Source organism: Tenacibaculum sp. 1B UA, from assembly GCF_033978845.1.
Classification (GTDB): Bacteria; Bacteroidota; Bacteroidia; order Flavobacteriales; family Flavobacteriaceae; genus Polaribacter.
In genome coordinates, this window is record NZ_JAKVUA010000003.1 from 49703 (window position 1) to 64144 (window position 14442).

The 14442-nt window shown below is 32.5% G+C and carries 11 protein-coding genes; 2 read left to right on the forward strand and 9 right to left on the reverse strand.

The window, feature by feature from the left end; translation table 11 throughout:
• The first annotated feature begins 3 nt into the window (after positions 1–3).
• Entirely contained in the window at positions 4–780 is a 777-nt protein-coding gene (locus MK851_RS04330) for a hypothetical protein (RefSeq protein ID WP_320241771.1), read from the forward strand.
• 408 nt (positions 781–1188) lie between these two features.
• On the opposite strand, the gene recQ is transcribed toward MK851_RS04330, so the two are convergent.
• Positions 1189–3294, reverse strand: coding sequence for a DNA helicase RecQ (gene recQ, locus MK851_RS04335; RefSeq protein WP_320241773.1), 2106 nt, complete (start codon positions 3292–3294; stop codon positions 1189–1191).
• A gap of 123 nt (positions 3295–3417) precedes the next feature.
• Here recQ and MK851_RS04340 point away from each other — a divergent pair, with 123 nt between their 5' ends.
• Positions 3418–4032 (forward strand): TonB-dependent receptor plug domain-containing protein, encoded by a 615-nt coding sequence (locus MK851_RS04340; protein ID WP_320241775.1) that lies wholly within the window; start codon positions 3418–3420, stop codon positions 4030–4032.
• An 83-nt stretch (positions 4033–4115) separates the two neighbouring features.
• Here MK851_RS04340 and MK851_RS04345 read toward each other — a convergent pair whose 3' ends face one another.
• The 8 genes from MK851_RS04345 to MK851_RS04380 form a co-directional block, all read right to left on the reverse strand.
• A complete protein-coding gene (locus MK851_RS04345) occupies positions 4116–7283 on the reverse strand; it encodes a S41 family peptidase (RefSeq protein WP_320241778.1) in 3168 nt (1055 codons plus the stop codon).
• Between the two features lie 66 nt (positions 7284–7349).
• Positions 7350–8120, reverse strand: coding sequence for a tryptophan synthase subunit alpha (gene trpA / locus MK851_RS04350; RefSeq protein WP_320241780.1), 771 nt, complete (start codon positions 8118–8120; stop codon positions 7350–7352).
• A gap of 172 nt (positions 8121–8292) precedes the next feature.
• Complete coding sequence (gene trpB, locus MK851_RS04355) at positions 8293–9468, reverse strand: tryptophan synthase subunit beta (RefSeq protein WP_320241782.1); 1176 nt, start codon at positions 9466–9468, stop codon at positions 8293–8295.
• 74 nt (positions 9469–9542) lie between these two features.
• Positions 9543–10142 carry a phosphoribosylanthranilate isomerase gene (locus MK851_RS04360; protein ID WP_320241784.1) on the reverse strand — a complete coding sequence of 200 codons (600 nt, stop codon included), beginning with the start codon at positions 10140–10142 and terminating at the stop codon, positions 9543–9545.
• A 136-nt stretch (positions 10143–10278) separates the two neighbouring features.
• A complete protein-coding gene (trpC, locus tag MK851_RS04365; protein WP_320241785.1) occupies positions 10279–11067 on the reverse strand; it encodes an indole-3-glycerol phosphate synthase TrpC in 789 nt (262 codons plus the stop codon).
• Between the two features lie 122 nt (positions 11068–11189).
• Positions 11190–12176, reverse strand: coding sequence for an anthranilate phosphoribosyltransferase (gene trpD, locus MK851_RS04370; protein WP_320241788.1), 987 nt, complete (start codon positions 12174–12176; stop codon positions 11190–11192).
• 10 nt (positions 12177–12186) lie between these two features.
• Positions 12187–12780 (reverse strand): aminodeoxychorismate/anthranilate synthase component II, encoded by a 594-nt coding sequence (locus MK851_RS04375; RefSeq protein WP_320241790.1) that lies wholly within the window; start codon positions 12778–12780, stop codon positions 12187–12189.
• 83 nt (positions 12781–12863) lie between these two features.
• Entirely contained in the window at positions 12864–14255 is a 1392-nt protein-coding gene (locus tag MK851_RS04380) for an anthranilate synthase component I family protein (protein WP_303508045.1), read from the reverse strand.
• Positions 14256–14442: the final 187 nt, after the last annotated feature.

The window sequence follows — 14442 nt, forward strand, 5'->3', positions numbered from 1 at the left end:
ATTATGAAAGCAATAAAAGTACTAGTAAAGTCAATCATTTTTTTATTTTTAATATCCTCTTGTAATGAGCCTTATATTAAATTCTCTAGCAATAATCAGGTAGTAAATGATACTGATACCATTGATAAAAAATTATGGTTACTAAAACACAGAAGGTACCAAGAGCCAGGAATATACCTTTACAACGAAACAAGTGGAGTATTGGAAAAAGAATTGGAGTTACCTAAAAATTTAGAATCTCCGCATGCCATAGCATTCGATGGTAAGTTTTTGTGGGTTGGTGGTATTGGCGAAGAAGAATCAATATATCAAATCGATCCACATACGGGTGCAATAATTTCTGAAATTCCAAACATAAGAACAGAAGGTATTGCTGTCGATGGAGATTACATATATTATTCAGTTTATGAAACGAATATTATTAATAAGATTGATAAAAATGGAACTTTTGTTGAAGAAATAGTAACACAAAATGCTTCACTTAGCATTCCTGATATAGCTATCGATGGTAATAAATTATACTACTTACGTTATACAGTAACAGACCCCATAGTTAAACTAAACTTATCTAACAAAAATGAAAGTTTCATTCCACTTTCTGGAAACATCGACACTTATTGCTTAACTATTTTCAATAGTGAAATTATTGGTGTAACGCTACTTAATGGTATAAGTCGATTTAAGCAAAGTTCTGGCGATTTTATTTCTTCTAATACTACTGGTATTGAGGGATGGATAACAGCAATTGCTCCCCATTATGAAACGATAGAACCTGAATAATAACATTTAAAAGACTTTTTGTTGTATAAAGAATTCCTTAATAGGTAATTGAAATCAATTTATTTTATAATTTAAAACTTCTAATAAAAAAGCCTTTATATAACAAAAGTAAATGTTTAACAATTGTAAAACTGACAAAAACTTAATTTTTAATGACTTATTCTCTGGTTCTGCTTTTTTTACAAAATCATAAATAATTATTTTATTCAAAAAAATAAGTTCTGCAACAGCTACAATTACTAAAAAAGTTATTCAAAGATTTTCTTGTTTTAAAAAAACATAGGCATTTAAATGTTTAAGTCTATTTATAAACTAAAGGTAAAAAAACTAACTTAACAACATATGAAAACAGTTTAAAATAACGTCTGGATTAGCATCGACAGGAAAACAATTCTCATTCATAATGCACTAACCTTTCCTTTGTAAAATGGTCAATCCTACTCGTATTTTTTCATATGGAACTTTCTCTCCTAAAAACTCAAAATAAGGTTTTAAAGCTGTTTCATTTCTCAATACTTTTTTTGCATTTGCCACCAAAGCTAATGTATCTGCCTCTATAAACTCATCCAAACTCACATCTTTTCCGTCTAGATATAACTTAGATAAATGAGAAAAAATAGTAGTAGGTTTTAATCCACGATTCTCTGCTATTTCTTCAACTGTAAACCCTTCTTTATATAACTTAAACGTTTCTAAAGTGGTATCTTTTTTAGTTTTCTTCTTTTCGTTTAAAAAAGTTTTGATTTCTTCCATAAACTCAGTTCCATACACTTCTAACTTTCGCTGTCCCACTCCACTTATTGCTAGAAATTCTTCGTCAGATTGTGGTCTTTCGTTTTCTATTTCTTTAAGTGTAGCATCATTAAAAACCAAATAGGCTGCAATATCTTCTTCTTGAGCAATGCGATAACGTAGCTTTCGCAAACGTTCAAATAACGTATCCTTAACTGCTTTTTTCTTTTTCTCTTTTGTTACCGTTTTTACTTCTTTTGTAAACTCCACTGGTGTTGTTAATTGTACTTTTTCTCCTTCAAAAAGCACTTTATTTGAGAACTCAGTAAGTTGCAAACTATTATTTAAATGAAAAGCAATTTGACAATACCCCTGATTGGTTAACTGAATTAAATAATGCTGCCAATCTCTCCAAGAAATATCATTCCCTACACCATAAGTTTTTAGCTTATCGTAATTCTTATCTAACACAGCCGCATTTTTTGCACCTCTTAGTACATCAATCACCATACCCATTCCTTCTTTTCCTTGCAATCTATAAATAGCTGACAATCCTTTTTGGGCAATAACTGTTCCATCAAAAAATTGGGGAGGATTCTTGCATACATCACAGTTCCCACAATTTTCTTCTATCAATTCTCCAAAATAACTCAACAATATTTTTCTTCGGCAAACAGTGGCTTCAGCAAATTGCTTCATCCGCTCTAGTTTTGCCTCCTGTACTTCTTTATTTCCTGTATTTTCTATAAACTGACGTAATTGAATAACATCAGCATAACTATGAAATAATAATGCATTCGCTGGCAAACCATCTCGTCCAGAACGTCCAATCTCTTGATAATAGCCTTCGATATTTTTGGGCATATTGTAATGAATTACCCAACGAACATTCGATTTATCGATTCCCATTCCAAAAGCAATCGTAGCACAAACTACCTCACAATCATCTTTTATAAATGCTTCTTGTGTTTTTGCTCTTTCCTCAAAAGGTAATCCAGCATGGTAAGCTTTAGCATCAACATTATTTTGTTGTAGCTTTTTTGCTAATTGCTCAGTAGCTTTTCTACTCAAACAATAAATAATTCCAGCTTCGTTTGGTCTTCTCTGAATGAATTTGATGATTTGTTGTACTCTATCATTCGCAGGACGCACCTCTAATGCGATATTCTCTCTATTAAAAGAACTTATAAATTGTGCTGCATTTGGAACAGATAATTGTTCTAAAATATCTTGCTGGGTTGCTTTATCTGCTGTAGCTGTTAATGCTACTATTGGAGTTTCTGGTAACGATTTTTTAAGAAATGCTAATTGTTTATAGGAAGGACGAAAATCATGTCCCCATGCAGAAATACAGTGCGCCTCATCAACAGCAATACAGCTTATATAAGATTGATTCAACACATTTTGAAGCAATGATAAACTTTCAGGTGCGACATATAACAGCTTTATACTTTTGGATACTATAGCTTCAAATACTTGTTGCTGCTCTTCTGTTGATTGGCTACTATTGAAAAAAGTAGCAGGAATTCCGTTTGCCTTTAAACTATCTACTTGATCTTTCATCAAAGCTATTAATGGAGAAATTACCAACGTAACACCTTCAAAAAATAATGCTGGTAATTGGTAACAAATAGATTTTCCTCCACCTGTTGGCATAATAACCAACGTATCTTTTTTTGCTAAAATATTTTCGATAATAGCTTGTTGCTCTAAACGAAAACTATCGTATCCAAAATTTATCTTTAATTTTTCTAACAACTCTCGTTCTGTAATCTGCTTCATTTGGTAAAAATAACTATTAATATAATTTAAACTACTACCTTCTTATCATTGATAAATAAAAATAACAAGCTCAGTTATAAAATTCTCCTTTTTTTATATATTGTACAACATTAAATTATTTTTATGAAAAAAATCACATTTTTACTAGTTGCACTATTATGTTTTAATTTTTCTATTAATTCTCAGTCTAAAAAACTATCTATTATTGTAAAAGACTCTAAAAACAAACCTGTCCCGGGAGCTATTATACTCTTCGATGATATAAGACAAAAAAAGTGGACCAATGCTAAAGGAGAATACAAAATAAAATTAGAAAAAACACCTAAAGAAATTAGTGCTTTTTCTCCTAAGATAGGAATACAAAAAATTAAATATAATGGACAAAAAACTGTCCTGATAAAAATCCTAAAAGGAAAGGACAAAAACTTAATTACTTTTAATAACGATAATAACTCTGTTAACTCAAACTTATTTCAATACGCTAATATATATGATTATTTAAGAGGAAAAGTACCTGGTGTTAACATTTCTGGAGGTAATATATCTATAAGAGGTAATAATACTATTAATGGTAACTCAACACCCTTATTTGTGCTTAATGGCAATGTGGTAAACCAAGATTTATTTTCTCAAATTGCTCCTATAGATATTAAATCTGTAAAAGTATTAAAAGGACCTGAATCTTCGAAGTACGGAGTAAGAGGGGCTAATGGAGTAATTGAAGTTTTTAGTAAATAAAGCTCTCCGTGGCAAGCCCACGGAGAGTTTATGTTTTAAACCTTAAAAGTTTCCCTGAGGTTTAGATTATTTTTTACAGTTGTTTATTTTACTTCACTCAACAACACCTCCACTGCTTTTTTTAACTGAGCATCTTCTCCTCTATCTTTCCACCCTGGTGCATTTTTCACTAAGTAATCTGGTACTGCAGGTGCTTCGTTCTCCATGTTTTCTCCTGTTTTCTTTACAAACCATGCTCTAAAGGGCATACGAATCATTCCGTTAGCTAATCGCTTACCTCCTGTAGAAACAACAGCTCCAAAAGTTGGCTGACCAACTAATTTACCTAACTCTAAACTTTTGAATGCATGTGAAAAAATTTCAGCATTTGAATAACTATTCTCATTACATAATGCTACCACTGGTTTTGTGTTTACCGATAAAATAGCTCGCTCATTAAACGGGTAGTTATCTGCAAACTTTTGATGATTTTTCAAACTCTTTGCTGCTCCTCTTGGAACAGTATATGCATGTTGATCTACATTTAACACTGCCATTAATCGGTCGGTAGTCCATCCTCCACCATTGTAACGCACATCTATTACAATTCCTTTTTTACCATATCCGCTAGCTTTTAATTCACGTTCGAAACGCTCAAAACTTGGCATGTTCATTCCTTGAATATGAATATACCCTAATTGACCGTTAGAATATTCATTTACTAACTTTTTTCTAGAATTTACCCATTCCTCATATTGTAAACTTCTTAGCAACCTTTCTGGGCGTAATACTACATCTTTACCGTTATTTAAACTCAGTAAAATCTCTTTTGATTGTGTATTCTTTAGTAAGCTGTAAAAATTCGTATTCTTTTTAATTTCTTGTCCATTAACTTCCGTGATAATATCACCAACTTTTAACTTACTCGTTGATTTATCTGCTACTGAATTTGGTAACACATAAGAAACCTTTACACCTTTTTTAGTGTTTTCTACTTCTAACCCTAATACGCCAACTTTATCACTTGTATTTCTTGGCGCACTTCCACGGTATCCCATATGACTCGCATTCAACTGTCCTAACAACAAATTAAACATATAGGTATAATCTTCGTGTGTGGTTGCTGACAATACCCAAGGCTTGTACCTCTTTACTAAAGCATTCCAATTATACCCATGAAATTCTGGATCGTAAAAACCTGCAGTTAATGCTCGTATACCTTCTTCAAAAACTTGCTTATACTCCTCTGATTTATTAGTAGTATAAGTTGCACTGTGAGGCAATCTTGTTACTTTATCAGATTTTGTATTTAACTCAACTAATTTTCCTCTAGAAGTGAAATAAATTTTCCCTTTGTTTTCAGTAAAGTTTCGTGCATTAGCAACTCCTTTCACTAATTTTGGCTTACTACCATCCCATTTAACTTTATACGTACTTCTTTTTTCTGTAGCAGGGTTGGTTGCTGAAAAATAAATGAAATCACTATCTGCACTAAACACAGGACTATACTCATCATCTTGTAAAGAAGTAACCTGTACTAAACGGTCGTAAATTTTATCTTCATCTATTTTTACAACTACTTTTTTCTTCTTTTTCTTTCCTTTTTTTGCGTCTTTCTCTTTAGAAGATTCTTCTTTCTTCTCAGGATAATAAGCTCCTTCTTCGTGATCTAGTTTTGACTTTTCCCAATCTGATTTTTCCAACCAAACCATCCAAACATCGTAATTGATTCCGCTTCTATTTGATAAAAATACTAACTTTTTTCCGTCAGCACTCCAAACTGGATTACGGTCACTTCTAGGATGCATCGATACATTCATTTTAGTAGAAGGTTTTTCTATAGATTGAATAAAAATTTCGCTATCAAAATTTAAGTCTTCTTGAGAATAGGCGATGTATTTACTGTCTGGACTCCATGAAACTCCTTCAGCAGCTGCCCAAGAATTGGAGTACTCTTTAGCATTTGTTATCTTTCCTTTTTTAATATCAGCAATCATTAAAATCCCTCTTCCTACCTGATAAGCTATCTTCTTTCCATCAGGAGAAACTAAAGAATACTCAATATCTTCTTTACTATTTGTTAGTTTAGAAACTTTTGTTTTTAAACTACGGTGTAACCCCACTAAAGTATCTGTAGAAACGGCACTATACAATTGATAAACTCCATCTCTATCAGAAGAAAAAACAACTGTTTTATCATCTAACCACTGTGGATTTATATCTCTATATGGATGCTTACTTACATTGTTTGAGTGCTTCTTTTCTTTATTATTCTCCTTTACAAAGATTTCTCCATTAATTTCTAGTGCTACGTTTTTTCCGTTAGGTGAAACTGCATAATTGCTAATATTTCCCGAAACTGTTTTAGTTTCTTCTTCTTCAAAACGATTATCTGAAACAATATCTAAGTTAATTTTTTGAGTTTTTCCATTTTCTAACTTGAAAATATCTGCCCCACTAGTATAAACAATCGTTCCATTGTTACTTACTGAAAATGTTTGTACACCGTCTTTTGTTTGTCTCGTTAATTGAGTAGCTGTACCATTGGCTGTTCCATTTGCAGAAATTGCTTGTTTATAAATATTATAGCGTCCACTTTTTGCTCCGATGTAGTATAAATTCCCCGCGGTATCCCAAACAGGAGAGTGATCATTCTTGTTACTCCTCGTTATTTGATGATATTCATTTGTTTCAGTATTATAAACCCAAATATCACGTTGCGCAGAACCAGAATAATCTTCACGAGCAATACGACATGCTCCTTTGGTAAAAGCGATTAATTTTCCGTTAGGAGATACTGAAGCCATTTCACCATAAGCAGTTAATAATCGACGAGGTGTTTCTCCCTTTTCATTAACTACATACATTTGTTTATCCCACTCTGGACCTCTTAACACGCGACCAGTCGTAAAAACGATATCTCCTTCTTTTGTCCAATCTGTAGGAACATTGGCTGTTGGGTAGTATGTTAACTGTTTTGGAACTCCTCCTTTTATAGAAGTTACAAATACATTATCATTTCCCTTTCTATTTGATGAAAATGCAATTTCAGTTCCTGTTTCATTCCAAACAGGGTTACTTTCGTAACCTTTGTGAATTGTTAACCTTTTTGTTTGCTGATTGTTAAAGTTATATAGCCAAATATCGCCATAATAACTAAATGCCATTTGAGAAGCATCAGGGCTTATCATAGGCTTACGAATTAACGTATGCTGAGCAAATAAAAAATTACCTGCTAATAATGTCATCCCTAAGAGTATCTTTTTAGTCATGTTATTTGATTTTAAATCACCAAATTACTTTATTATGACTAGAATTCTCATAAAATTAGGAATATATTAACAATCCTTAACAGTTCTCACAAAATTACTTATCTCTTCAATCCCATTTTTTTCTAATTCTTTAATAAAAGCTGACCCTATAATAGCTCCATTCATGTACTCGCAAGCTGTCGTAAAAGTTTTGTTATCTGATATACCAAAACCTACAATTAACTTACTTTGCAAGTTCATAGCTTGAATTCTTTTAAAATAATTTATTTGTGCTGATGAAACTTCGCCTTTAGCACCTGTAATAGATGCTGAAGCAACTACATAAATAAAAGCATCTGATAAAGAATCTACTTTACGGATGCGTTCATCTGAAGTATGTGGCGTAATTAAAAATACATTTGTAATTCCGTAGTTTTTGAATAACTGTTGATAATGGTTCTCGTATTCAACCATAGGTAAATCGGGAATAATGACAGTGTCAATTCCGCAATCTTTTACTTTTTTACAGAATTTATCTTCTCCATATTTAATAATTTGGTTTAAATAGCCCATTAATACCAAAGGCGTTTTATTTGAATCTTTAATCAACTTTAATTGCTTAAAAACCACATCGAGGTTCAGGCCGTTTTTTAAAGCTACATCACTACTATGCTGAATAGTTGGCCCATCTGCAAGTGGGTCAGAATATGGCAAACCTACTTCTATAAAGTCTACTCCACTATTACTTAACTCAGCAATAACTTTTGTAGTATCTTCTAGTTTTGGAAAACCTGCGGTAAAAAAAATTGATAATAAATTGTTTTCCTTTTTATTGAATATATGTTGAATTGAGTTCATTACTTCTCTATATTTTTTTTAAACTACTTTTATCTGAGATTTCTCACTTCGTTCGAAATGACATCGCCTATCGATCGTCATTGCGAGGAATGAAATGACGTAGCAATCTCAACCTTTAGATTCCTTCACTACCACTTCGACTACGCTCAGTCTCCGTTCGGAAAATGGTGAATTACTCTAAATGTTTTATATACGTTTCTAAATCTTTATCACCTCTACCTGATAAATTCACCACAATCACTTGATCTTTTTGTAAATCCATTTTTGGTAATACTGCCAAGGCATGTGCACTCTCTAACGCAGGAATAATTCCTTCTATTTTTGTTAGTTCGTAAGCAGCTTCTAATGCTTCTTTATCCGTAGCATTCATAAATGTTGCTCGTTTTGTTTCTTGCAAATAAGCATGTAACGGTCCCACTCCTGGATAATCTAACCCTGCCGAAATTGAATAAGGCTCTACAATTTGTCCATATTCATCTTGCATTAAAATTGTCTTACTTCCGTGAATCACACCTACTTCTCCTAATTGTGAAGTAGCTGCACTTTCACCTGAGTTAACTCCAAGTCCTGCTGCTTCTACAGCTATCAACTCCACTTCTTCATCTTCCAAATAATGATAAAAAGCTCCAGCTGCATTACTTCCACCACCTACACAGGCTATAATAGTATCAGGATTTTCTTTCCCTGTTTGCTCTTTTAACTGTATTTTCATTTCTTCTGAAATCACTGCCTGTAAACGAGCTACCATATCTGGATAAGGGTGCGGTCCTACTACAGAACCAATTAAATAATAGGTGTCTGGATGTTGAATCCAATAACGAATTGCTTCATTTGTAGCATCTTTTAGCGTTTTACTTCCACTAGTTGCTGGTACTACTTTAGCTCCTAACATTTTCATACGGGCTACATTCGGCGCTTGACGTTGGATATCAATTTCTCCCATAAAAACAACACACTCTAATCCCATTAAAGCACAAACCGTTGCGGTAGCAACACCGTGCTGCCCTGCACCTGTTTCTGCAAGAATTTTAGTCTTTCCTAAATGTTTTGCTATTAAAATTTGACCAATCGTATTATTTACCTTATGCGCACCTGTATGATTTAAATCTTCGCGTTTTAAATAAATTGTTGCTCCATACTTTTCTGATAATCGTTTTGCTAAATATAGTGGACTTGGACGTCCAACATAGTGTTGTAACAAATCTTTATACTCTGCTTGAAACTCTTCAGATTCTATAATTTTTATATAATTATCTTCTAATTCTTTTACGTTTGGATATAACAATTCTGGTATAAATGCTCCTCCAAATTGTCCGTAATATCCGTTATTGTCTGGTTGAAATTTCATTTTCTTGTCGTTTATTATTTAGCCATAAAAAGAGATTTCTCACTTCGTTCGAAATGACACTTAACTATTTTTGACTAATACTTTTTTTTAAACTTCTTTAATTCTTTTACTGATTTTATTCCTGGCTTGGTTTCAAACTTGCTATTTACATCAATGGCAAAGCAATACTTAGAGGCTTCTCTTTTAAGAAAAGACTGCAATTCATCAACTTCCTCTAAACCAATACCTCCGCTTAAAAAGTAAGGTTTGGTTGAGTTATAGTTTTGTAAAATTTGCCAATTAAATGTTACTCCGTTTCCTCCTCGCTCTTTTCCCTTAGTGTCAAACAAAAAATAATCTACCACCTCTTCATAAGGTTCTAAAACCTCAAAATTGAACTCGTATTTAATTCCAAATACTTTGATAACTTCTACTTTTGGTAAATACTGTTTTAACTCCTTTATATATGCTACTGATTCATCTCCATGCAACTGAACCGCATCCAGCTGATATTCTTCAATTAAAGAAACTACAATCTCCAAATACTCATTTACAAAAACACCTACTTTTTTGATTCCTTTGGGTAGTTTCGGAATGATGCCTTCAAAATTTCTTGATGATTTTTCATAGAAAATAAACCCTAAATAATCAGGTTGTAATTCAGCTACTTGCTGAATATTTTCTATAAACTTCATTCCACAAACTTTTAGTTTCATATTATTTATATTTCGTCACTTCGAGTAATTTTCAACTTTGTGAGAAAATTGTATCGAGAAGTACTTGTTCTCGATACTAATTTATTCATTCCTCATAAATTCACTCGAACTGACATTATCTGATTTGATTGATAAACTCTTGACATGCTTGACCTGGGTTTTCTGTTTTCATAAAGTTTTCTCCTATTAAAAAACCATGAAAACCATGCTCTTTTAACCCTGTTATAATCCTTGGGTCTGAGATTCCACTTTCAGAAACTTTTACTACCGTATCGGGTATTTGACTTGCTAAGTTTATTGAGTGTTCTAAATCAACTTCAAACGTTTTTAAGTTTCTGTTGTTAATTCCTATGATTTTATTATCCAACTCTCCGATTTTATCTAAATCTTCCTGCGTATGGATTTCATACAAAACTTCTAACCCTAAATCTGTTGCTAATTGTCCGTAATTCTTCAATTGTTCAGCTGTCAAACAAGTAGCTATTAACAACACCACATCAGCCCCAATTGCTTTAGCTTCTACTATTTGAAATCCATCAACAATAAAATCTTTTCTCAAAATAGGCTTTTGTTGATTAATTACTCGTGCTTCCATCAAGTCTGCCATGGTCCCTCCAAAAAAAGAAGTATCGGTTAAGATTGATTGTGCTGCTACATTGGCGTCTAAATATCCATTTGTTACCTCAGCTACGGTTGCTTTATCATTTATAATTCCTTTAGAAGGCGATTGACGTTTATACTCTGCTATAATTCCTGTTGAATAAGGCTCCAACAATGATTTTTTCAAAGAAATTGGCTGCCTTTTAAAATTCGGGCTTTCTACCAATTTTTTAACAGCAACTTCAGCTTTTATTTTTGCTACTTCCTGTTTTTTAAAGGCTATTATTTTATCTAAAATAGTCATCTTATATTCTTTTTGTTATTGCGAACAAAGTGAAGTAATCTAAATTATTTTCTTTACAGAAAGATTCCTTCACTACCACTTCGACTACGCTCAGTGTCCATTCGGAATGATGGTTTTTTATTTTAATTTACTAATTTTTCTAACGATTCTTTTGCTTTTAACCCTAATAACGAATCTTTTGCTTCTTCAAATGCGGTTTCAAAGCTCTTGTTTTTATTAAACGTTTTTAAGGCAAATGCCGCGTTGGTTAATACCACGTTATTCTGTGCTTCTGTTCCTTTTCCGTTAATTATGTTCACAAATATGTCCGCAGCTTCTTTAACAGTATTCCCTCCAAAAATAGCTGATGGAGCAATTTGTTTTTGTCGTAAATCTGATGGAGAAACTTGTTGCTCTGCCTCTTTTGTAAATAATTTAAAATCTCCTGTTAACGATATTTCGTCGTACCCATCTAATGCATGTACCACACCATAATTTACTTCTGATTGTTGCAACATATAATTGTACACTCTGGCAACCTCTAAATTAAATACGCCCACCAATTGATTTTGTGGACGACTTGGATTTACCAATGGTCCTAACATATTGAAAAATGTTTTCACTCCTAGTTCTTTTCTAATAGGTGCTACAACTTTCATTGCTGGATGAAATAGTGGTGCATGTAAAAAACAAATATTTGCTTCTTCTAATTGACGTTTTAACGTGGTTTCATTATTTGTAAAATTATATCCTAAAAACTCCAACATATTGGAAGATCCTGAAGCAGAAGACACTCCATAGTTTCCATGTTTTGCAACTTTATGTCCTGTTCCTGCCACAATAAATGAGGTTAATGTTGAAATATTAAATGTGTTTTTTCCGTCACCTCCTGTTCCACATAAATCGATGGTATTAAAATCAGATAAATCTACTTTTATGGCGAGTTCCAATAAAGCTTCTCTAAATCCTGATAATTCATCTACCGAAACTGGACGCATTAAAAACACAGTAATGAATGCGGCTATTTGTGAAGCATTGTATTTTTCTTGTGCAATATTTATCAAAACTTCTTTCGATTGTTCCTTGGTCAATCGTTTTTGTTCAAATAGGGTGTTTAGTATTTTTTTCATATCAATAGCTTTAAGCTTTTGGCTTTTGGATTTCGGCAAAAGAAATAAAATTCTGAATCATTTTTTTTCCGTCTGGAGTTAAAATACTTTCTGGATGAAACTGTACCGCTTCAATTGCAAATTCTTTATGACGTAATGCCATAATGCTACCATCTTCATCAATTGCTGTTATTTCTAATTCCTCTGGAAAGTTGTTGCGTGAAGCAATCCAAGAGTGATAGCGTGCAGCTTCAAAAGTTTCCGGAATATTTTTGAAAGTGACCGTATTATTTTGTGTCACTTTCATTTCAGTAGCTACTCCGTGAAATACATCATTCAGGTTTTCTATTTCACCTCCAAAAACCTCAGTAATAGCTTGCAACCCTAAGCATACTCCAAATATCGGAATTTTGCCTGCATAGGTTTTTATAGTTTCTTTCAAAACACCTGCTTCATCAGGAATACCTGGTCCTGGTGACAGGATAATAGCATCGTATTTTTTAATTTCATCTACTGAAATTTCATCGTTGCGATATACATCTGGTAAAGTACCTGTAATATCTTCTACATAATGCACCAAGTTATAGGTAAACGAGTCGTAATTATCTAATATTAGTATCTTCATATTTATAGTATTGAGTATTGAGATTTAAGTATTGATAAAGCATGTATATCCTACACCTAAATACTAACATCTCAATTCTAATTTTATATTTCTTCTGCTAACACTAATGCTTTTTTTAATGCTGCCAATTTGTTATTTACTTCTTGTAATTCGTTTTCTTCTTTTGAGTTGATAACGATTCCCGCTCCTGCTTGATAAAACAAGGTATTATTTTTACTTACAAAAGAACGAATTGCTATGGCTTGGTTTACATTTCCATTTAAACCTATAAAACCAACACATCCTCCATAAAATCCACGGGTTTGATTTTCGTATGTATCTATCAATTCCATGGCTTTGTATTTTGGTGCTCCACTTAAAGTTCCTGCTGGAAACGTATCTCCCACAATTTCTATCGGATTTCCTGTAATCTTTCCTGTTACTGTAGATACCAAGTGAATTACATGACTAAAATATTGCACTTCTTTGTAGGTTTCTACCGTTACATTGGTTGCGTGCTTACTTAAATCATTTCTTGCTAAATCAACCAACATTACATGTTCTGCATTTTCTTTCGGGTCATTTGCTAACTCTTTCGCCAACTCTCTATCTTTTTCATCATCACCTGTTCTTCTAAAGGTTCCTGCAATTGGATTAATAATAGCCTGACTTTCATTTATCTTAATTTGTGCTTCTGGCGAAGATCCCATTAACTTAAAACTTCCATAATCAAAATAAAATAAATAAGGAGAAGGATTTATAGAGCGTAATGCTCTGTACACATTAAATTCGTCCCCTTTAAATTGTTGTTGAAATTGGCGTGATAAGACCAACTGAAAAACATCTCCTCTCTTACAATGTTCTTTTGCTTTGGTAACATTTTCTTTAAACTCTTCATCTGTAATATTAGATGTTTCTTCTCCTTCAAAAGCGAAGTCATATTTAGCAAAAGATTGAGAGTTTACTAAGTTTTCTATTTCTGATAATCGAGACTCTTCTCCTTCTGGTATATTTTCTATCAAAATCATTTCATTTTTAAAATGATTAATTGCTACGATAAATCGGAAAAAACTATATTGTAATACTGGAATTTCGGAAGGTGCTTTATTTGATTTTAACTGAATTGTTTCAAAATACTGAACCGCATCAAAAGTTGTATAACCGTACAATCCATTAAATGATTTTATTTCCTCTGAACAATTTATCGAAATAACATTGCTATACGCATCAAACTTTTCATAAAAATTTCTTTGAATAGGCTCTCTTTCTAGTTCTTCTTTTCGATACGACAATAACAACTCATCATTTTCTGCTTTGATGGTTATCAAAGGTTCTATACACAAAAACGAATAACTATTTTCTTTACTATGATAATCTGAACTTTCTAACAGCAAACTATTCGCATACTTGTCTCTTGTTCTTAAATACAAGCTAACTGGCGTTATCATATCTGCCAATTGTTTTTTTGCTATTGTTTTAAAGGTAATTTTTTTCATTTCATTTAATATGTAAAAACAAAAAAGGCTTATCATGAGATAAGCCTTTTCGTTGTATTATAGATATAACAAGATGGTCTCACTAACGTAAGTTACGAGTTTTCCACCACCAGTTATTTAATTGTTGTTTTATCATTATGCTACAAATGTATAAAGTGATTTTGATTTTACAAACTTTTTCGCATTA

What these genes read in the sequence shown, in the direction of transcription:
- trpD (WP_320241788.1), bottom strand. Translation starts at nt 12,176, where the DNA reads ATGAAAAAAATACTAAACACCCTATTTGAACAAAAACGATTGACCAAG.
- MK851_RS04330 (WP_320241771.1), top strand. Translation starts at nt 4, where the DNA reads ATGAAAGCAATAAAAGTACTAGTAAAGTCAATCATTTTTTTATTTTTA.
- MK851_RS04360 (WP_320241784.1), bottom strand. Translation starts at nt 10,142, where the DNA reads ATGAAGTTTATAGAAAATATTCAGCAAGTAGCTGAATTACAACCTGAT.
- trpA (WP_320241780.1), bottom strand. Translation starts at nt 8,120, where the DNA reads ATGAACTCAATTCAACATATATTCAATAAAAAGGAAAACAATTTATTA.
- MK851_RS04380 (WP_303508045.1), bottom strand. Translation starts at nt 14,255, where the DNA reads ATGAAAAAAATTACCTTTAAAACAATAGCAAAAAAACAATTGGCAGAT.
- trpB (WP_320241782.1), bottom strand. Translation starts at nt 9,468, where the DNA reads ATGAAATTTCAACCAGACAATAACGGATATTACGGACAATTTGGAGGA.
- MK851_RS04340 (WP_320241775.1), top strand. Translation starts at nt 3,418, where the DNA reads ATGAAAAAAATCACATTTTTACTAGTTGCACTATTATGTTTTAATTTT.
- MK851_RS04375 (WP_320241790.1), bottom strand. Translation starts at nt 12,780, where the DNA reads ATGAAGATACTAATATTAGATAATTACGACTCGTTTACCTATAACTTG.
- recQ (WP_320241773.1), bottom strand. Translation starts at nt 3,294, where the DNA reads ATGAAGCAGATTACAGAACGAGAGTTGTTAGAAAAATTAAAGATAAAT.
- trpC (WP_320241785.1), bottom strand. Translation starts at nt 11,067, where the DNA reads ATGACTATTTTAGATAAAATAATAGCCTTTAAAAAACAGGAAGTAGCA.
- MK851_RS04345 (WP_320241778.1), bottom strand. Translation starts at nt 7,283, where the DNA reads ATGACTAAAAAGATACTCTTAGGGATGACATTATTAGCAGGTAATTTT.